Origin of the sequence: Acidovorax radicis N35 (assembly GCF_000204195.1) — a bacterium.
Taxonomy (GTDB): domain Bacteria; phylum Pseudomonadota; class Gammaproteobacteria; order Burkholderiales; family Burkholderiaceae_C; genus Acidovorax; species Acidovorax radicis.
Map to the genome: position 1 here is coordinate 62392 of NZ_AFBG01000025.1, position 17174 is coordinate 79565.

19 protein-coding genes are annotated in these 17174 nt (G+C 67.8%); 13 read left to right on the forward strand and 6 right to left on the reverse strand.

The window, feature by feature from the left end; genetic code table 11:
• Nucleotides 1–9 precede the first annotated feature (9 nt).
• The 8 genes from ARADN35_RS0124545 (at nt 10) to ARADN35_RS0124580 (ending at nt 6498) form a co-directional block, all read left to right on the forward strand.
• Nucleotides 10–831, forward strand: a complete 822-nt coding sequence (locus ARADN35_RS0124545; RefSeq protein ID WP_035198711.1) for a YoaK family protein — start codon at nt 10–12, stop codon at nt 829–831.
• Between the two features lie 42 nt (nt 832–873).
• Nucleotides 874–2133 carry a glycolate oxidase subunit GlcF gene (gene glcF, locus ARADN35_RS0124550; RefSeq protein ID WP_010466941.1) on the forward strand — a complete coding sequence of 420 codons (1260 nt, stop codon included), beginning with the start codon at nt 874–876 and terminating at the stop codon, nt 2131–2133.
• 52 nt (nt 2134–2185) lie between these two features.
• Nucleotides 2186–2800 (forward strand): cold shock domain-containing protein, encoded by a 615-nt coding sequence (locus ARADN35_RS0124555; RefSeq protein WP_010466942.1) that lies wholly within the window; start codon nt 2186–2188, stop codon nt 2798–2800.
• Nucleotides 2801–2892: 92 nt separating this feature from the next.
• Nucleotides 2893–3804, forward strand: coding sequence for a ProQ/FINO family protein (locus ARADN35_RS0124560; protein WP_035198741.1), 912 nt, complete (start codon nt 2893–2895; stop codon nt 3802–3804).
• Nucleotides 3805–3891: 87 nt separating this feature from the next.
• Nucleotides 3892–4536, forward strand: a complete 645-nt coding sequence (locus ARADN35_RS0124565; protein ID WP_029414383.1) for an alpha/beta fold hydrolase — start codon at nt 3892–3894, stop codon at nt 4534–4536.
• Nucleotides 4537–4725: 189 nt separating this feature from the next.
• Nucleotides 4726–5022, forward strand: a complete 297-nt coding sequence (locus ARADN35_RS0124570) for a DUF2798 domain-containing protein (protein WP_010466951.1) — start codon at nt 4726–4728, stop codon at nt 5020–5022.
• A gap of 191 nt (nt 5023–5213) precedes the next feature.
• The gene (locus ARADN35_RS0124575; protein ID WP_010466952.1) at nt 5214–5702 is read left to right on the forward strand and encodes a GyrI-like domain-containing protein; all 489 of its coding nucleotides are present in this window, start codon (nt 5214–5216) and stop codon (nt 5700–5702) included.
• A 61-nt stretch (nt 5703–5763) separates the two neighbouring features.
• The gene (locus tag ARADN35_RS0124580; protein ID WP_010466953.1) at nt 5764–6498 is read left to right on the forward strand and encodes a helix-turn-helix transcriptional regulator; all 735 of its coding nucleotides are present in this window, start codon (nt 5764–5766) and stop codon (nt 6496–6498) included.
• Between the two features lie 43 nt (nt 6499–6541).
• Here ARADN35_RS0124580 and ARADN35_RS0124585 read toward each other — a convergent pair whose 3' ends face one another.
• Nucleotides 6542–7504 (reverse strand): LytTR family DNA-binding domain-containing protein, encoded by a 963-nt coding sequence (locus ARADN35_RS0124585; RefSeq protein ID WP_010466954.1) that lies wholly within the window; start codon nt 7502–7504, stop codon nt 6542–6544.
• A gap of 182 nt (nt 7505–7686) precedes the next feature.
• Here ARADN35_RS0124585 and ARADN35_RS0124590 point away from each other — a divergent pair, with 182 nt between their 5' ends.
• Complete coding sequence (locus ARADN35_RS0124590) at nt 7687–8916, forward strand: acyltransferase family protein (protein ID WP_010466955.1); 1230 nt, start codon at nt 7687–7689, stop codon at nt 8914–8916.
• 69 nt (nt 8917–8985) lie between these two features.
• On the forward strand, nt 8986–9480 hold the full coding sequence (locus ARADN35_RS0124595; protein ID WP_100199528.1) for a GNAT family N-acetyltransferase: 495 nt from the start codon (nt 8986–8988) through the stop codon (nt 9478–9480).
• A 14-nt stretch (nt 9481–9494) separates the two neighbouring features.
• Here ARADN35_RS0124595 and ARADN35_RS0124600 read toward each other — a convergent pair whose 3' ends face one another.
• The 3 genes from ARADN35_RS0124600 to lplT all read right to left on the reverse strand — a co-directional run bounded on the left by ARADN35_RS0124600 (nt 9495) and on the right by lplT (nt 12536).
• Entirely contained in the window at nt 9495–9983 is a 489-nt protein-coding gene (locus ARADN35_RS0124600) for a glutathione peroxidase (RefSeq protein ID WP_010466958.1), read from the reverse strand.
• A gap of 65 nt (nt 9984–10048) precedes the next feature.
• On the reverse strand, nt 10049–10945 hold the full coding sequence (locus tag ARADN35_RS0124605) for a DMT family transporter (RefSeq protein ID WP_010466959.1): 897 nt from the start codon (nt 10943–10945) through the stop codon (nt 10049–10051).
• A gap of 286 nt (nt 10946–11231) precedes the next feature.
• Nucleotides 11232–12536 (reverse strand): lysophospholipid transporter LplT, encoded by a 1305-nt coding sequence (gene lplT, locus ARADN35_RS0124610; protein ID WP_010466960.1) that lies wholly within the window; start codon nt 12534–12536, stop codon nt 11232–11234.
• Nucleotides 12537–12671: 135 nt separating this feature from the next.
• Between lplT and alr the strand changes: the two genes are divergently transcribed.
• On the forward strand, nt 12672–13787 hold the full coding sequence (gene alr, locus ARADN35_RS0124615; RefSeq protein WP_010466961.1) for an alanine racemase: 1116 nt from the start codon (nt 12672–12674) through the stop codon (nt 13785–13787).
• Nucleotides 13788–13924: 137 nt separating this feature from the next.
• Entirely contained in the window at nt 13925–14800 is an 876-nt protein-coding gene (locus ARADN35_RS0124620; protein ID WP_010466962.1) for a hypothetical protein, read from the forward strand.
• Nucleotides 14801–14924: 124 nt separating this feature from the next.
• Here ARADN35_RS0124620 and ARADN35_RS0124625 read toward each other — a convergent pair whose 3' ends face one another.
• Nucleotides 14925–15398, reverse strand: a complete 474-nt coding sequence (locus ARADN35_RS0124625) for a MarR family winged helix-turn-helix transcriptional regulator (protein WP_010466963.1) — start codon at nt 15396–15398, stop codon at nt 14925–14927.
• 68 nt (nt 15399–15466) lie between these two features.
• Between ARADN35_RS0124625 and ARADN35_RS0124630 the strand changes: the two genes are divergently transcribed.
• A complete protein-coding gene (locus ARADN35_RS0124630) occupies nt 15467–16288 on the forward strand; it encodes a siderophore-interacting protein (RefSeq protein ID WP_010466965.1) in 822 nt (273 codons plus the stop codon).
• Here ARADN35_RS0124630 and ARADN35_RS0124635 read toward each other — a convergent pair.
• Complete coding sequence (locus ARADN35_RS0124635) at nt 16272–17159, reverse strand: LysR family transcriptional regulator ArgP (protein WP_010466966.1); 888 nt, start codon at nt 17157–17159, stop codon at nt 16272–16274. The two genes, ARADN35_RS0124630 and ARADN35_RS0124635, sit on opposite strands and share 17 nt — an antisense overlap.
• Nucleotides 17160–17174 lie beyond the last annotated feature (15 nt).

Genomic DNA, 17174 nt, shown 5'->3' on the forward strand with positions numbered 1-17174 from the left:
TCCTCCGCCATGCGACGCCTTCGCCACCTCACAGGACACCACCGCACGGTGGCCAGCAACCGGGTGCTGGGCCTGTTGCTCGCCTTCAATGCCGGGGCGGTCAACGCCGGAGGTTTTCTGGTGGTGCACCTGTACACCTCGCACATGACCGGCTTTTTGTCGTCGCTGGCGGACAACCTGGTGCTGGGCCAGATGAAAATCGTGCTGGGTGCCATCGGCGCGCTGTGGGCCTTCATGTCGGGCGCGGGCACCACCGCCATCATGATCAACTGGGCGCGCCAGCGCAGGCTGCGCAGCACCTTCGCGCTGCCGCTGGTGCTGGAGTCCGTGCTCATGCTGCTGTTCGGTCTGGTGGGCGCCATCACGCTCAGCTGGCCCACGCCGTTTGCCGTGCCGATGACGGTGCTGCTGCTGTCCTTCATCATGGGCCTGCAGAACGCCACGGTGACCAAGATGTCCTCGTCGCAGATCCGCACCACCCACATGACGGGGGTGGTGACCGACCTGGGCATCGAGATGGGCAAGATGCTGTACTGGAACCGCACCGGCACGGCGCCCGAATCCCAGGTGCGCGCCAACCAGGCCCGGCTGCGGCTGTTTGCTGGGCTGGTGGGCATGTTCCTGGTGGGCGGCATTGCGGGCGCGGCGGGCTTCAAGCATGTGGGTTTTGTGTTTGTGGTGCCCCTGGCGCTGGTGCTGCTGGCGCTGTCGCTGCCCCCGCTGTGGGCCGACCGTGCCCGGCTGCGCCACCCGTTGCGAAAGTCGCTCGCGCTCAATGTTCCGCTCGACCCACCCCTGGGCCCACCTGCTGACCCACCGGCCACGCGCTGAATCCGTCCTGAAATTTTCTGTTTCTTCGCCCAGGCATGCACCATGCAAACCCAGCTTTCCCCTGAATACCGCGCCCGGGCCGATGGCCTGGAGGCCGAATCCATCCTGCGCAAATGTGTGCACTGTGGCTTTTGCACCGCCACCTGCCCCACCTACCAGCTGCTGGGCGACGAACTGGACGGCCCGCGCGGCCGCATCTACCTCATCAAGCAGGTGCTTGAAGGCGAGACCCCCACGCGCAAGACCCAGATGCACCTGGACCGGTGCCTGACCTGCCGCAACTGCGAAAGCACCTGCCCCAGCGGCGTGCAATACGGCCACCTGGTCGACATCGGCCGCAAGATCGTCGATGAAAAAGTGCCCCGCCCCGTGGGCGAAAAAGCCCTGCGCTGGGCGCTGAAGGAGGGCCTGCCCTCGCCCCTGTTTGCCCCCGCCATGAAGGCCGGGCAACTGGTGCGCGGCCTGCTGCCTGCATCCCTCAAGGCCAAGGTGCCTGCGCCCCAAAATGCCGGGGCCTGGCCCACGCGCGAGCATGCGCGCAAGGTGCTTTTGCTGGCCGGCTGCGTGCAACCGGCCATGATGCCCAACATCAACACCGCCACCGCGCGTGTGCTCGACGCCGTGGGCATCCAGACCGTGATTGCGCCCAAGGCCGGGTGTTGTGGTGCCGTCAAGTTCCACCTCAACGACCAGGAGGGCGGCAAGGCCGAGATGCGCGCCAACATCGACGCCTGGTGGCCGCTGGTGGAGCAGGGGCGGGGCGTGGTGGAGGCCATCGTCATGAACGCTTCAGGCTGCGGTGTCACCGTCAAGGAATACGGCCACATCCTGAAGGACGACCCGCAGTACGCGGCCAAGGCCGAGCGCATCAGCACCCTCACGCGCGACCTCTCGGAGCTGCTGCCCGCCCTGCTGCCCGAGCTGGCCGACAAGCTTGCCGGGCGCGTGCAGCGGCCCGACACGCTGTTTGCCTACCACCCTCCCTGCACGCTGCAGCACGGCCAGAAGCTGCGTGGCGGGGTAGAGACGCACCTCAACCAGCTCGGCTTCAAGCTGCGCACCGCGCGCAACGACGCCCACCTGTGCTGCGGCTCGGCAGGCACGTATTCGGTGCTCAACCCCGACCTGTCTTACCAGCTGCGCGACCGCAAGCTCGGCGTGCTCGGCGAGGCTTTTGGCGATCAGCCGCCCGACATGATCCTGTCGGCCAACATCGGCTGCATCACCCACCTGCAAAGTGGCACAGGCACGCCGGTGCGGCACTGGGTGGAGGTGCTGGACGAGGCGATGCGCGGGCAGTAACTGTTCTGCCCAGCCGCTACGACGGCTCCAATATTGTTAGAAAGGGCAGGCCATGCGATTCGAGGGGACACTCACTCAGTGGAATGACGAACGCGGTTTTGGTTTCATCACGCCCGTCCCCGCAGGCCAGGCTGTCTTCGTACACATCTCGGCGTTTGCGCGTGACGGCCTGCGGCCGCAGTTGAACGAGGCGCTGAGTTTCGAGATCACCCTGAACAGGGACGGAAAGAAACAGGCGGTCATGGTGCGCCGCGACCTTTCCGCTATAGCGGCGCCTTCCTCCGCGCCTGCGCATACACGCCATCGCACGGGCCCGGCGCGCTCGGAGCCCAAGGGGCTGCCCACCCGCATCGTTGTGTTCGTGATTGCCTGCGCGCTTTTGGTTGCCGCCTACTGGCACTTCGACCGGAGGACACAGCGGGCCGCTGCTGCTCGGGCAGAGGCGGTAGCGCAGTCTCTGAAGGCGCCTCAGCAACGCGCCCTCGCTGCCCCGGCGCAACCGTTGGCCTCTCTGTACCGCTGTGATGGTCGCCAGCACTGCTCGCAGATGACTTCATGTTCGGAAGCCAAGTTCTTCCTGCAGAACTGCCCCGACACCAAGATGGACGGGAACGGCGATGGTGTTCCTTGCGAACAGCAGTGGTGCACCCATCCGCTGGCAAAGTAGTCCGTTCGCCAAGGCCGTTTGGCACCCATATCCCCAACGCTGGCATGATCGAGGGTTTTGTCGCCCCCATTTTTGCCCCGAACTGCAACGCCATGACCGACTCCGTGTCCGCACAAGAACAACCCCACACAGCCCCTGCCGCACCGCTGGCAGCGCCTGTTGCGGCCGAGGCCGCCGCTGCCGTGGCAGCCACTGCGCCCATCGCGTCAACCGAAGCCGGGGCGAACCAGCCACGCACAGGCGGCTCGCGCCGTGGTGGCCGCAACCGCCGCAAGCCCGAGGGCCGCGAGGCATCCCCGGGCGCGGCGGACGTGGCTGCGCCCGCTGGGGCCGCACCTGGCGCGGGCCCACGCGCGCCCCAGCGTGTTCACCCTGCGCTGGAGCAACTGGCCGCGCTGTACCCCCCACTGTTCGGTGCGGTGTTTCGCCCGCTCAAACGGGGCATCTTCCAGGACCTGCTGGCCGCGCACCCCGAGCTGTTCGAGCGCGAGGCGCTCAAGGTGGCCCTGGGCATCCACACCCGCTCCACACGCTATCTGCAAAGCGTGGCGGCAGGCGACAAGCGCCACGACCTGCAAGGCCAACCCGTGGAAGACATGGCCCCCGAGCATGTGCACCATGCGCTGCTGGAGGTCTATCGCCGCAAGAAGGCGCGCGCCACTGAAGACCTGCTGCCCAAGCTGCGCAACCGCATGATGGCCGCGTTCGAGGCCTCGGGCCTCACGCGCGAGGCGTATACCGAGCTGGTGCTGAGCCGCGATGACGCCGCCAACGCCATCCTCGAAGAAGCCTTTGCCGAATGGTCGGCGCGCAACGCCAGGGATGAGGCCCTGCTGCGCGCCTTTGAAGCCAGCGGCCAGACGCTGGACGCCTTTGCCGACATGTACGGCATGGTGCCCCGCACGGTGGGGCAGCAGCTGGAGCGCGCGCGCCGGCTGGCATCAGCGGCCACCGCAGCCGCCAGCGCTGCCGCCGCAGCAACACCTGCGCCCGAAGGCGCATAACTGACCCGGCTGCGGCTGGCCTGCAGGGTGTGACCACCCTACGTGCGTGTTGACAGTCGTGCCGTGTGCACGCGCGTTGGAAAGACCATGATGCGTGCGCCTGAAAAACTCATCTTCCTCCCGGGCGTGGGGGGCAACCCCGCCTTCTGGCGGCCTGTGGCGGACGCACTGCCACAGCCTGCAGCGCATGTGTTGCTCGGCTGGCCGTGGTTTGGTGCCGCGTCCCCGGCCGACCTGCCCGCCACGGGGGCCCGGGATATGCAGGACCTCGTGGCGGCCACCACGGTGCACATGGACCGGCCCTGCGCGCTCATTGCGCAATCGATGGGAGGCGTGGTGGCTCTGCTGGCCGCACTGGAGCGGCCCGAGTGGCTGACGCACCTGGTGCTGGTGGCGACTTCGGGCGGTGTCCCCATCGACGATCTGCACCCCGAGGATTGGCGCCCAGGCTTCCTGCAATCCAATCCCGCGTTTCCGCAGTGGTTGGCCGATGTGCGCCTGGACCTGTCCGCCCGCCTGCCCTCGGTGCAGGCACCCAGCTTGCTTTTGTGGGGGGATGCGGATGCCATCAGCCCCACTGCCGTGGGGCAGCGTTTGTCCGGGCTGCTGCCCCACAGCCAGATGCACGTGCTGGCGGGCGGTGGCCACGACCTGGCCGTGGCGCACGCGGGCGCAGTGGCTGCGCACATTGCAGGCCATCTGCAGGGCGCAGCACAGCGCCCCAAGGCGTAGCGCACGGGCGGCTTAGAATGCCAGTTGTGACCCGGTTCATGGGTTGCCGTAAGCGTTTACGTCAATCAACGCGCCAACCAACACCGGCCCTGCCGGGGTGGTGGTCCCCGGTTCGCAAGTGGCACGGCAGGTCGTGCGGGCGTGCTGGGGGCGGCGCCTTGCTTGACCGGTTTGCTTTCTGGAACTTCAATGAACCAACCTTCGTCTCCTCGCACCTCTGAGTCCTCGTCCTCCAAGACCTTTTTCGGCCTGCGCAAACTCCCTGCGCGTTCTGCGGCCTGGGTCACGCCGCTGTTGCTGTCGCTGCTCATGACCTTCATCGTGTCCCTGATCAGCACCCTGCGTGTGGTGGGCTTGTCGATGGACGTGCCCCGTCTCTGGATGAGCTCCTGGGCGTTGTCCTGGCTGGTGGCGTTCCCCACGCTGCTGCTGGTGCTTCCGCTGGTGCGCCGGGCCACGGCCGCGATCGTGGAGCCACAGGGCTGACAGCCTGTCCTCCCGGACCGCGCGGAAGCTGCTGACGCCCCGTGTCAGCAGCCTTCTGCCTGCGGCTTGAAGAGCCTGCACGCTACTGACATCAAGGTGTCAGTAGCAGGCCCGCACCATTCGTCCCTCGCAGCTGCACACCCTGATCGATCTGCCGATTGATCCCATTCACTGACCAGAGAGGACCCGCCATGACAAACACCCCCGCAACCATCCAGATTCCCGCATTCAGCGTGGCCGGCATTGCCGTGCGCACGCGCAACAGCGAAGAGATGAACCCCGCGATCGCACGCCTCGGAGGCCTGTGGGACCGATTTTTCAGCCAGAGCTGGGAGCGCAAATTGCCCAGCCGGGGCGACGACGGGCGTATCTTCGGTGTGTACAGCGGCTACGAGTCCAACGAACATGGCGCTTTCGATGTGACCGCCGGTGTGGCCGTGGCTGACCCGGATCTGGCTCAGGCCGTGCCCGGCGCTGCCCGCATCGATATCCAGGAAGGCGACTACCTGGTTTTCACCGGCCAGGGCGACATGCCGCAGATGGTGATCGACACCTGGGTTCGCATCTGGCATTACTTTGCCGAGAATACGCAGGTGCAACGCCGCTTTGGCACCGACTTCGAAGCTTATGAAGGCCCGGACCGGGTGGCCATCCATATTGGCGTCATGCTTCCAAATTAGTAGCGATCAGCGCTTGTTTTTCAAGCGCTATTGCCCGAAATCACTGAAAAATCGAGATCCCATGCGCCGCGCTGACCGCCTGTTCCAGATCGTCCAGCTCATCCGGGGGCGGCGCCTGTCCACCGCCGCCTTCCTGGCCGAGCGGCTCGAAGTCTCGGCCCGCACCATCTACCGCGATGTGGCGGACCTCCAGCACCAGGGCGTGCCCATTGAGGGCGAAGCCGGTGTGGGCTACCGCCTGGGCGCGGGCTTCGAGCTGCCGCCACTCATGTTCAGCCAGGGCGAAGCCAATGCGCTGGTGGCCGCTGCACGGCTGGCCCAGGCCTGGCTCGATGCCGGGCTGGCGCGCGAGGTGGAAGGCGCCTTGGGCAAGATCCTTTCGGTGCTGCCCCCGGCCGCGCGCGTGGCGGCCGAGGCGCAGGCGCTGTATGCGCCGTCCGTGGGGCTGGACCCGCGCGTCCAGGCCACCCTGCAGGCTCTGCGCGAGGCGGTGCACAGCCGGCATGTGGTGCAGATCGACTACGCCGACGTCCAAGGCCGTCCCAGCCTGCGCCGCCTGCGCCCGCTGGGCTGCTTTTATTGGGGCAAGGTCTGGACGCTTTCAGCCTGGTGCGAGCTGCGCGGCGATTTCCGGGGCTTTCGCATCGACCGCATCGTGGACCTGGTGGTGCTCGACGAACAGTTCCGCCAGGAGCCCGGCAAGACACTGGCCGACATGCTGCGCAAGGTGGAGGCGGAGATGGGCTCGTGTCCGCCAGAGTGGCCGGCTGCGCAGACACCCGGGTTGAATGCCTGAGGGGTCCGCGCAGGCGCGCGCACCGGCTCGCATGCGTCACGCGCTATCGTGCCGTCGTCACCAGCCCGTCCCGGTACCGCCGGCTACAAGGCACGCTGCTCCCATCCTTCATCACCAGACGCGCATCGCCGCTGTCCAGCGGCTCAATCTCGGCGATGGCGTCCAGATTGACGGCGTAGCTGCGGTGCACGCGCACGAAGCGTGTGGGGTCGAGCTGCGTTAGAAAGTCGGTGAGCGTGGAGCGCAGCAGGTAGTCGTGGCCGTTCACATGCAGGCCCACGTAGTTGGCCTCGGCCTGCAGCCAGGCGATGTCGCCCGCCGCGATCAGGAATTCGCGGCGCAGCTTGCGCACCAGGAAACGTTCGGGGCGTTGGGGGGGAGGCGCGGCCGGGGCCTCGGGCGTTGATGCCGGGGCTTGCGTGGCCGTGGCTGCCCCGGGCGCACCCGGCGTGTGGAGCGGCGGTTCTGGCTCTGCGGGCGGCTCGGGGGCATCCAGCACGCGGGCCTCGCCCTGCAGGCGCAGCAGCAAGAAGCGGTAGCTGACCAGCGCACCCAAGGTAAGCGTGTAGCTGCGCACATCCTTCAAATATTCATAACCCCACTGCGTCCACCAGCCGGGCGGCTGGTAGTGCTCGCCCAGGGCCGCGTAGCCCGCATGGCGCAAGGCCCACATGCCCGCCAGATGCACGGTGCAGTACACCACGCTGGCCAGTACATGCCAGGGCAGATGGCGCCGGAGCGTGCCCCTGCGCAGCACAAAGCGCCGCTCGAACGCCACCACGGCCGGGATCAGTGCTGCGACCACTGCCACGCTCGACAGCTCCCACAGCAGTGGCTCCCACGCCGCCACGGATCTGCCGGAGCCGCGCAGGTCGATCCATGTCACCACCGTGTTGAAGGCTGCCTGCACCAGCAGCACCACGGCCCAGAAGCCGACTTCGGCACGCCGCCGCAGGGCGCGGTCGTGGGGGTAGCGGTCGATCCAGGCGGGCGCGGGGGCGGTCATGGATGGCAAGTGTAGGCAGGGCCGTGCGCCGACGGGCGGGAGTTTCCCCCGGAGCGACTCCTTTTCGTCCCTGCCACCCGCCGCTCGTCCCTGCGGCGCCCCGGCCCGTCCCCTGGGAACACCGCACGATGGGGTGGGGGCCCAGCATCCCGCCCTGTGATCCACCCTGCCTGACTTGTGCCATGTCTACCCCTTCCTGCGCCGCCGCCCCCGTCCGCCGCCATGACATTGACGCGCTGCGGGCGCTGGCCTTTGGCTTGGTCATCCTCTACCACGTGGCGATGTATTACGTGGCCGATTGGCATTGGCACCTCAAGAGCCCGCACGCGGCCGAATGGCTGCAGACCCCCATGCGGGCGCTCAACCTCTGGCGCATGGACCTGGTGTTCCTGGTCTCTGGCCTGGCCTTCGGGCTGGTGCGCCGGGGGCAGACGGTGCCTGGGCTGGTGCGGCTGCGCAGCCTGCGCCTGCTGATCCCGCTGGCCCTCGGCATGGCGGTCGTCGTGCCCTACCAGCCCTATGCTCAGGGGGTGGCCAACGGCCTCATTGCGCCAGGCTTTGGCGCCTTTTTGCTGCGCTACTACGCTGGCAGCACCTGGCCGGCGGGGGCGTTCGATGGCTGGGAGGCGGGCGTCACCTGGAACCACCTCTGGTACCTGGCCTACCTGTGGGTCTACACCGTGGTGCTGGCCGCGCTGCTGCCCCTGGCCGAGTCTGTCGTCGGCCAGCGTGTGCGCCGTGCCTTCCTCCACCTGCGGGGCTGGGCGCTGGTGCTGATGCCCGTGCTGCCGCTGGCGCTGTACTCGGTACTGCTGTGGCGGCATTTCCCACCCACCCACGACCTGATCCATGACGGATGGCTGCATGCCGTGTACTTCACGGTGTTTGTCTACGGCTACTGGATCGGGCTGGATACCGGCTTGTGGACGGAACTCGTGCGCCTGCGCTGGCGCACCCTCGCCCTGGCGCTGGGGGTGTTGGCGCTGTACCTGGGGCTGCTCGGCTTGGCACAGCAGCACGGGATTCGGGCCGCGCGCTTGCCCCTGCGCGTGCTGGCGGACGTGTACCTGTGGGCCGCGCTGATCGCCATCCTGGGCTGGGCCCACCACCGCCTCAACCGGCCCTGGCCCTGGCTGCGCTGGGCCAGCGAGTCGGTCTACCCGTGGTACATGCTGCACCAGACGGCCATCATCGTGCTGGTGGTCTGGCTGGCGCCTGTGCAACTGGGGCCCGTGGTGGAGCCGCTGGCCCTGGTGGCCGGGACGGTGGTTCTGTGCTGGGGGCTGACCGCTGTGGTGCGGCGTGTGGGATGGCTGCGGCCGCTGTTCGGGTTGCCGGGCCGAGGCAGGGTGCCGATGGCCCAAGGGGCGGTAGCGGGTTTGCGCGCAGACCCGCTACCGCCGGTGCGTTGAGGGCCGCAACTTGCCCAGCCGGGACTGAGGAAGAAGGGTTTTCGGGGGGTGCCCGGAGACAATGCATCCGTGTCGTCCAACTCCCATGATTCCACCGTCCTGCCCTTGGTGCGGCCCGCGACCGACGCCGACCTTGCCAGCCTGGCCCGCGTATGGCGCAGGGCCTGGTGTTCCGCCAACCCATCCGTGGCGTCGGTGGCTCCACCAGACCACTGGGAGGCGCGGGTCCGTGCGGAGTTTGGCCTGCCGTGTGTGACGCTGGTACGTGCGATCGGGCAAGAGGTCACGGCGTTTCTGGTGCTGAACATGGCCCACGCCCATCTGCACCAGCTGTTTGTGGACCCCGACTGCCAAGGCCAGGGCGTGGGGGCTGCTCTGCTGCAACAGGTGCATCACCTGTGCCCAGGCGGCTGGACCCTGCATGTGGCCACCGCCAACCACAGTGCGCGGCGCTTTTATGCGCGGCATGGCCTGGTGGAGGGTGCTGTCGATACCCATCCGGCCACGGGCCGGGAGCGCGTGCTGTGCCGGTGGCTCCCCCCTGCGGCAGCGGCCGCAGGCTGAACACGCTCTGAGCGTCAGGCGGCGAGCGCTGCCTCGATGTCGCCTGCCAGCTTCTTCGGCGCATCCTGCGGCGCGTAGCGGCGGATGACGCGGCCGTCCTTGCCGACCAGGAACTTGGTGAAATTCCATTTGATCGCCTTGCTGCCCAGCAGCCCGGGGGCTTCGGCGGCAAGCCACTGGTACAGGGGCGACGCGTCGGCGCCGTTCACGTCGATCTTGGCCATCATCGGAAAGCTCACGCCGTAGTTGAGCTGGCAGAAGCTGGCGATCTCGTCGTTGCTGCCGGGGTCCTGGCTGCCGAACTGGTTGCAGGGGAACCCCAGAACCACAAAGCCCTTGTCGGCATAGTCCTTGTGCAGTTCTTCCAGTCCGCCGAACTGGGGCGTGAAGCCACAGGCGCTGGCTGTGTTGACGATGAGCAGCACCTTGCCCTGGTACTGCGCAAGCGGCACGGTCTTCCCGTTCATTTGCTGGGCTTCAAAGTCGTAGATGCTGGTGGGCATGCGGAACCTCCGGGGTTGGGATGACGCCCCATGGTAGCCGTTGGCTCTCGGCGTGCGCCCCCCGCTCAGTGGGCCGTGGCGCCGGGGCGGCGAAACTGCAGCGCCGCGAGCAAGGACGCCAGCAGGATCAGCGCCCCACCCAGCACGGTGCGCGTGCTCAGTGTGGCTGCGCCCAGCAGGGCCGACGACACGCTGGCAAACATCACCTCCGACAGCATCACCAGCGCCGTGGTGCCCGCCGCCAGGCGTGCGGCGCCGAATTGCAGCGCCCAGTTGCCCAGCATCAGCACCCCCGCCAGCAGGAGGCCGGTGACGACCCAGGTGCTGTTGGGGGCGGGGAAGGGCTCGACCACGCCCACCTGCAGCCCGATGCCAGCCACGGCCAGCGCCATGAGCATGCAGCCGCCGAACATGGTGACCATGCGCGCAGGCCCCGGCACGGCGTGCAGGCGGCGCAGCGTGACATTGGTGAGCGCGAACATGAAGCCGCCCAACAGGGCCAGGCCGTCGGCCAGGCTCAGGTTCTGCAGCAGGCGCGCCGCGGGCGCGCCCTCGGGCAACAGCACCAGCACCACGCCCGCGAAGGCCAGGGCCAGGCGCAGCAGTGCCGAGGGCGTGGGCCGCTCGCCCAGGATGCGCCAGGCCAGCAGCACGGCCCAGGCGGGCATCAGGTAGAACAGCAGGATCACGCGCACCACGTCGCCAATGGTCACGGCCCAGTTGAAGGCCACGTTGTTCAGGCCCGAGGCCAGCGCCAGCAGCCACAGCTGCGGGTGGTCGCGCACCTGCCGCAAGATGCCCGGCCGCCAGGCCAGCAGCGCCACCAGCACCACGGCGTACATCGACGCCGTGGCCCACAGCGGATGCAGCCCCGCCTGGTGCATGCGCTGGAACGGCCACCACGCCAGGCCCCAGACGAAAGCGTTGAACAGCAGGGCGGCAAAGGGCAGGGGTGAATGCATTGAGAATAAAAACAGGCTCTGGCGCTTGATGAATAAGCGTTAATAGCTATCAATTATGTAGCAAATAGTTCCATGCAGCACAGCCGTTAAAACTGGCACGCTCCCCTACCAGTGCACCCGTGGAACTGGCTCTGCCAGGCCACGGGGTGCGTCCACCTCCCGCGCAGCGAGAGAGGGGGAAGGCGCGCAGCGCCTCAGGGGGAGCCTTCCGTGATTCCAGGCCACCGGGTGCGTCCCCCTCCGGGGGAAGCGGCGCAGCCGCACAGGGGGGCTTCGCAATCAGGAGTCAGTGATGCGTATCGTGCCGCGCAATGTGCAGCAGGTGGTTCACTTCGTCGCGGTAGTTGATGCAGTTGCGCTGGTGCCAGCGGCGGATGATCCACATGATCCCGGCCACCACGAGGCCGAAGGTGATGATCGCGCCAAACACCGACAGGCCGAGCTTGAGCGACAGGCTGTAGAACGCGCCCAGCGCCAGGATGCACGCGTTTTCGTTGAAGTTCTGCACGGCAATCGACCGGCCCGCACCCATGAGGTTGTGGCCCCGGTGTTGCAGCAGTGCATTCATGGGCACCACCAGGTAGCCGCCCAGGCCGCCCAGCAGGATGAGGAAGGGGATCGCCAGCCAGATGTTGTTGATGAACACCATCAGGATCAGCAGCAGCCCCATGGCGATGCCCAGCGGAATCACCTTGGTGGCCATGTCCAGGCGCATGCGCATCGAAGCCACTACCGCCCCCACGGCCGTACCGATGGCCACCACGCCGGTGAGGGCCGATGCCTGCGTGGTGTTGTAGGCCAGTGCGGCACCGGCCCAGGCCAGCACGATGAACTTGAGGTTGGCTCCCGCGCCCCAGAACAGGGTGGTGGTGGCCAGCGAGATCTGGCCGAGCTTGTCGCGCCACAGGCGACCGTTGCAGGCCCAGAAGTCGGGCAGCAGGCTCAGCGCGTTGGAGAACACGCTGCGCGCAGGATCGGCCCGCAGCGGGCGCATCTCCACCCCGGTGTGCGGGATGCGGGTGTTGAACCAGGCGGCCACTCCATACACGGCGATCAGTGCGGCGATGGCCGATTCGGCAGGAGTGTCCACACCCGTGTCGATCATCGGAATGTCGATGCCCAGCAGCATCCCGGACAGATGCTGCCCCACCAGCTGGCCACCAAACAGCACGCCGAGGATGATGGACGTGATGGTGAGCCCTTCGATCCAGCCATTGGCCTTGACCAGTTGAGAGGCTGGCAACAGCTCGGTGAGGATGCCGTATTTGGCGGGCGAGTAGGCCGCAGCACCCAGCCCCACCACCGCGTAGGCAATGAGCGGGTGCGAGCCGAACAGCATCATCAGGCAGCCCACCACCTTGATGGCGTTGCTGACGAACATGACCTTGCCCTTGGGCAGGGCGTCGGCAAAGGCGCCGACGAAGGGCGCCAGCACCACATAGAACAGCGCGAACATGGGCACCAGGGCCGCGCGTTGCCACTCGGGGGCACCTTCTGTGCGCAGAAGCTCCACGGCGGCCACGAAAAGTGCGTTGTCGGCCAGCGAGCTGAAAAACTGCGCCGACATGATGGTGTAAAAACCGCGCTTCATCGAATGGCTGTTGGCTGCATCAGTTCGGCTGATGCCCTGTTAAATGTGGGGACCCTGGCAAGTGACGGACGGTTATATCACGCGGATAAACGGCCACGGTGCCAGAATCCGGTGCTTCCCACCCGGTCAAACCCCATGCCCCGTCCCATTGCCGCCACCATCCACACCGCAGCCCTGCACCACAACCTGGAGCGTGTCCGACAGGCGGCCCCCGATGCCAAGGTCTGGGCCGTGGTCAAGGCCAATGCCTATGGGCACGGCATCGAACGCGCGTACGAAGGCCTGCGCGGCGCCGACGGCTTTGCGCTGCTGGACCTGGCCGAGGCCGAGCGCGTGAGGCAGCTGGGCTGGCGTGGGCCCATCCTGCTGCTCGAAGGCGTGTTCGAGCCACGCGATCTGGAACTGTGCTCGCGCCTGGGCCTGTGGCACGCGGTGCATTGCGACGAGCAGATCGACATGCTGGCCGCCCACAAGACGCAGGTGCCCCACCGCGTGTTCCTCAAGATGAACTCGGGCATGAACCGGCTGGGCTTTGCGCCGCAGCGCTTTCGCGCAGCCTGGGCGCGGCTCAACGCGCTGCCGCAGGTGGACGAGATCTCGTTCATGACCCACTTCAGCGACGCCGATGGCCCCCGGGGCGTGGCCCACCAGTTGGCCCTGTTCAACACCGCCGCCCAGGACCTGCCCGGCGAGCGCACGCTGAGCAACAGCGCCGCCACCCTGCGCCACGCGGCGGACGCGCGCGTGCGCGCCGACTGGGTGCGCGCCGGCATCGCGCTGTATGGCAGCGCCCCCGACTACCCGGAGCACACCGCCAGCCACTGGGGCATGCGCCCCACGATGACACTCGCCACCCGCCTCATCGCCACGCAGCAACTGCAGGCGGGCGACACCGTGGGCTATGGCTCGCGCTTCACGGCCGAGGGGCCTCTCTTGATCGGCGTGGCGGCCTGTGGCTATGCCGACGGCTACCCTCGCCACTGCGATACCGGCACCCCGGTGCTGGTCAACGGCGTGCGCACGCGGCTGGTGGGGCGGGTGAGCATGGACATGGTGACGGTGGACCTCACGCCGCTGCAACAGGCGGGCGTGGCCGCAGGGTTTGGCGCGGAAGTCACGCTGTGGGGCCAGGCCAGCAACGGCACGGTGCTGGGCGTGGACGAGGTGGCCAGCGCTGCAGGCACCGTCAGCTGGGAGCTGCTGACGGCGTTGGCCCAGCGTGTGCCTGTGTCGGTGGATGGCATCGGCTGAGCCGATCCGTCGACAAGTTCACGCAAGGCGGGGCGCGGGGCTGCACTGCCGGGCCAAAGTGGTGTGAAATGGCGCGGCGCCGGCACGCAACACCGCCGGCCGCCCCCCCCCCTCTTTCCACCGCAGGTGTTTCCTCCATGGCCACTTCCCGCAGCGACCGCAACAGCAATAGCAAGAAGAAAACTTCCACCTGGCGCTCTGTGCGCATGCCCCACCACGGCACGGTGGCGCGCACCCTGCAGCAGCGCTACAGCCTGCGCTGGCATGGGCTGCTGATCGGCAGCTTCACGTTGCTGCTGATGTGGTGCACCTCCCACGTGCAGATGCTGGTGGGCGTGGAGTCGCTGGCGCTGCGGTATTTCGTCACCCTCTCGGTGGGCTACCTGGGGTATCTGCTGGTGCTGCGGGCCTGGGCGGCGCGGCTGGTGCGGCAGGACCGCGACACGGGTGGCGATGGCAGTGGTCCGGAGGTGCCCGACGTGTCCTGGCCTGGCAACGGGTCGTCCGGCGGTGGCAGTGGCCAGGTGCCGCTGCCGCGCACGGGTGGCGGTGATTTTGGCGGTGGCGGGGCGTCCGGCGACTTTGGCGGCGGGTGGACGCAAGGCCTGTCCAGCGGGGGCTCCAGCAGCGATTCCAGCGCGCTGGGCGACCTGGCCAGTGGCGCCGCCGACGCCCTGGGCAGCGCCGACGAAGGCGCCGTGGTGGTCGTGCCCGTGGTGGCGATCTTCCTCATCGGCGCGGCGATCATTTTTGGCGCGGGCTCGCTGGCGATGCTGTTTTTTGGCTGGGACGTGCTGCTGACCGTGGCGGTAGAGATCGCCTTCTCGGTGGCCACGGCCCGCGCGGCCGTGGGCGTGGAGCGCGAGGGCTGGCTCACGGCCGCCGTGCGCCTGACCTGGAAGCCCTTGCTGGGCGCGCTGGTCTGCGCCGTGGTGCTGGGTGCCACCATCGACCATTTCATGCCCGGCGTGCAGTCGTTGCCCCAGGCCGTGCGCGTGATCCAGGGGCAGTGATGGAAAAGATAAATTGCTACTAAATTGGTAGCTATAAATATAGAACTATCCAGCGCTAGATCCCAATTTCACCATTTTTCCTCTTTGAGCGGGGGGGCTGGCCTCCTGCGCCTCCTTCCCGTCGCTAGCGGCGGCAGTCCCGGCCGCCCTGGCAGCCGGTATCGATGGCGTCCAGGTTGCTGCGTACCTGCGCCAGCAGGGCGAGCAGCTGGGCCTGCGTGGCGTTGTCGCACCCTTTGAGCAGCGACGCCGCCAGCCCCCGGCGGGCGTCGCGCAGCGCCTGGTGCAGGGCCGCACCCTGGGCGCTCAGGCGCAGGCAGCGGCTGCGTTTGTCCTCGGCATTCGGTGCGCTCTCCAGCCAGCCCTTGTCCTGCAGCATGCCCACCATGCGGGCCACCTGCGCCTTGTCCGCGCCGCTGTGCGCCACCAGTTCACGCTGCGTGGTGCCAGGGTGGCGGCCCACGAACATCAGCGCCCGCACTTCGTTGTGCGTCAGGTCGGGGTGGATGGCGGCCATGGTGCGCACCATGTGCGCCCGGTAGACATGCAGCAGGTCGTGCATGGCTTCAAAGACATCGGCGGGCGCGTGGGTGGTCATGGGGATTTGTGGTTGACAAAATCAACCAATGCGCAGATCATTGGTTGATTAAATCAACATTTTAAATCATGAACGCACCCCTGCCTACCGCCACACCCCGCGCCGACGCTGCGCACCTTGCCGTCGAACGCGTTCGCCACCCCTTGCAAGCCCGCCACCTCCAGGTGGTGCGGCGGACCGCCGTCAGCCCCGGTTTCGTGCGGCTCACCCTGGCCGGGCCCGAGCTGGCCGGTTTTGTGAGCGCGGGGTTTGACGACCACCTCAAGCTCATCCTGCCCCAGCCAGGCCAGGAGCGCCCGTCGCTGCCGTCGATGCAGGACGGCCGCCCCGTCTTCCCCGACCCACGCCCCGTGCTGCGCGACTACACCCCCGCGCGCCATGACGCCGCTGCGGGCGAGCTGGACATCGAAGTGGCCCTGCACGACGCAGGCCCTGCCACCGACTGGGCCGCGAGCGCCACCGTGGGCCAGTGGGTGGGCATTGCCGGGCCGCGCGGCAGCATGGTCGTACCCACCGGTTTTGACTGGCACTGGCTCATCGGCGACGAATCGGCCCTGCCGGCCATTGCCCGCCGCCTGGCCGAGCTGCCCGCCAGCACGATGGCCGTGGTGCGTATCTACGTGCGCAACCCGGCAGATCAGCGTGCGTTGGCCAGTGCCGCGCAGCTTGATGTGATGTGGGTGGACTCCTTGCGCGGCGCGGTGGATGCCCTGGTGCTGCCACCGGGCGCCGGCTACATCTGGGCCGCAGGCGAGCACAGCGACATGGCTGCCGTGCGCCGTGCCGTGCTGGCCAAGCCGGGCGTGGACGCCAAGCGCATGCGCATCTCCGCCTACTGGAAGCGCGGCGCTGCAGACCACCACGAAGACCTGGTCAGCGCAGCAGGGTAAGCGCCGCCGCTTGCTGCACCGCTTCGGTCATGTGGTGCAGCGCCTGCACGTTCAGGCGCCAGTATTGCCAGTACAACGGCACATCCACCGGCTTGCCCGGAATCAGTTCGACCAGCGTTCCGGCCTTCAGGTCGTGCTGCACCATCGGGTCCGGGGTCATGCCCCAGCCCAGGCCAGCCCGGGAGGCCATGACAAACGCGTTCGCCTCGGGCAGCCAGTGCACGGGCGGCGCGAGTTTGCGGCGCGTGATGCGCCCCACAAAGCGCGCCTGCAGGGCGTCCTTGCGGTTGAACACCAGCATGGGTGCCTGCGCCAGGGTGGCGGCGTTCACCCCCTGGGCAAAGTGGCGCTCCATGAAGACGGGGCTCGCCAGCGCGCGGTAACGCAGCGTGCCCAATGGCAGCACCTTGCAGCCCTGCACGGGTTGTGGGTCGGCCGTCACGGCGGCCATCACGCGGCCTTCGCGCAGCAGGTTGGCCGAATGGTCCTGGTCCTCCACATGGATGTCGAAGGTGATGCTTTGGCCTTCGGCCGCTTGGGCCATGGCATGGGGAAACCAGGTGGCGAGCGAGTCGGCATTGACGCCGATGGCCAGGCGCGTGGACGTGTGCTGCCCGCCGCCGAGGGTGGCCAGCGCGTCGGCCTCGCTCAGGGCCACTTCGCGGGCGTGCCGGTACAAGGCCTGCCCGGCCTCGGTGGGCGTGCAGGGCGTGGCACGGCGCACCAGCACCTGGCCCACGCGTTCTTCGAGCAGCTTGACGCGCTGCGACACCGCAGAACGCGTGACGTGCAGCACAGCGGCGGCGCGCTCGAAGCTGCCCTCGTCGATCACGGTGGCAAAGGCGTTGAGCTGGGCAGAGTCGAGGCGCATGGGTGGTTAGCCATT

Excerpts from the sequence above, each read along its gene's own strand:
- ARADN35_RS0124545 (WP_035198711.1), top strand. The coding sequence starts at position 10 with ATGCGACGCCTTCGCCACCTCACAGGACACCACCGCACGGTGGCCAGC.
- glcF (WP_010466941.1), top strand. The coding sequence starts at position 874 with ATGCAAACCCAGCTTTCCCCTGAATACCGCGCCCGGGCCGATGGCCTG.
- ARADN35_RS0124555 (WP_010466942.1), top strand. The coding sequence starts at position 2,186 with ATGCGATTCGAGGGGACACTCACTCAGTGGAATGACGAACGCGGTTTT.
- ARADN35_RS0124560 (WP_035198741.1), top strand. The coding sequence starts at position 2,893 with ATGACCGACTCCGTGTCCGCACAAGAACAACCCCACACAGCCCCTGCC.
- ARADN35_RS0124565 (WP_029414383.1), top strand. The coding sequence starts at position 3,892 with ATGATGCGTGCGCCTGAAAAACTCATCTTCCTCCCGGGCGTGGGGGGC.
- ARADN35_RS0124570 (WP_010466951.1), top strand. The coding sequence starts at position 4,726 with ATGAACCAACCTTCGTCTCCTCGCACCTCTGAGTCCTCGTCCTCCAAG.
- ARADN35_RS0124575 (WP_010466952.1), top strand. The coding sequence starts at position 5,214 with ATGACAAACACCCCCGCAACCATCCAGATTCCCGCATTCAGCGTGGCC.
- ARADN35_RS0124580 (WP_010466953.1), top strand. The coding sequence starts at position 5,764 with ATGCGCCGCGCTGACCGCCTGTTCCAGATCGTCCAGCTCATCCGGGGG.
- ARADN35_RS0124585 (WP_010466954.1), bottom strand. The coding sequence starts at position 7,504 with ATGACCGCCCCCGCGCCCGCCTGGATCGACCGCTACCCCCACGACCGC.
- ARADN35_RS0124590 (WP_010466955.1), top strand. The coding sequence starts at position 7,687 with ATGTCTACCCCTTCCTGCGCCGCCGCCCCCGTCCGCCGCCATGACATT.
- ARADN35_RS0124600 (WP_010466958.1), bottom strand. The coding sequence starts at position 9,983 with ATGCCCACCAGCATCTACGACTTTGAAGCCCAGCAAATGAACGGGAAG.
- ARADN35_RS0124605 (WP_010466959.1), bottom strand. The coding sequence starts at position 10,945 with ATGCATTCACCCCTGCCCTTTGCCGCCCTGCTGTTCAACGCTTTCGTC.
- lplT (WP_010466960.1), bottom strand. The coding sequence starts at position 12,536 with ATGAAGCGCGGTTTTTACACCATCATGTCGGCGCAGTTTTTCAGCTCG.
- alr (WP_010466961.1), top strand. The coding sequence starts at position 12,672 with ATGCCCCGTCCCATTGCCGCCACCATCCACACCGCAGCCCTGCACCAC.
- ARADN35_RS0124620 (WP_010466962.1), top strand. The coding sequence starts at position 13,925 with ATGGCCACTTCCCGCAGCGACCGCAACAGCAATAGCAAGAAGAAAACT.
- ARADN35_RS0124625 (WP_010466963.1), bottom strand. The coding sequence starts at position 15,398 with ATGACCACCCACGCGCCCGCCGATGTCTTTGAAGCCATGCACGACCTG.
- ARADN35_RS0124630 (WP_010466965.1), top strand. The coding sequence starts at position 15,467 with ATGAACGCACCCCTGCCTACCGCCACACCCCGCGCCGACGCTGCGCAC.
- ARADN35_RS0124635 (WP_010466966.1), bottom strand. The coding sequence starts at position 17,159 with ATGCGCCTCGACTCTGCCCAGCTCAACGCCTTTGCCACCGTGATCGAC.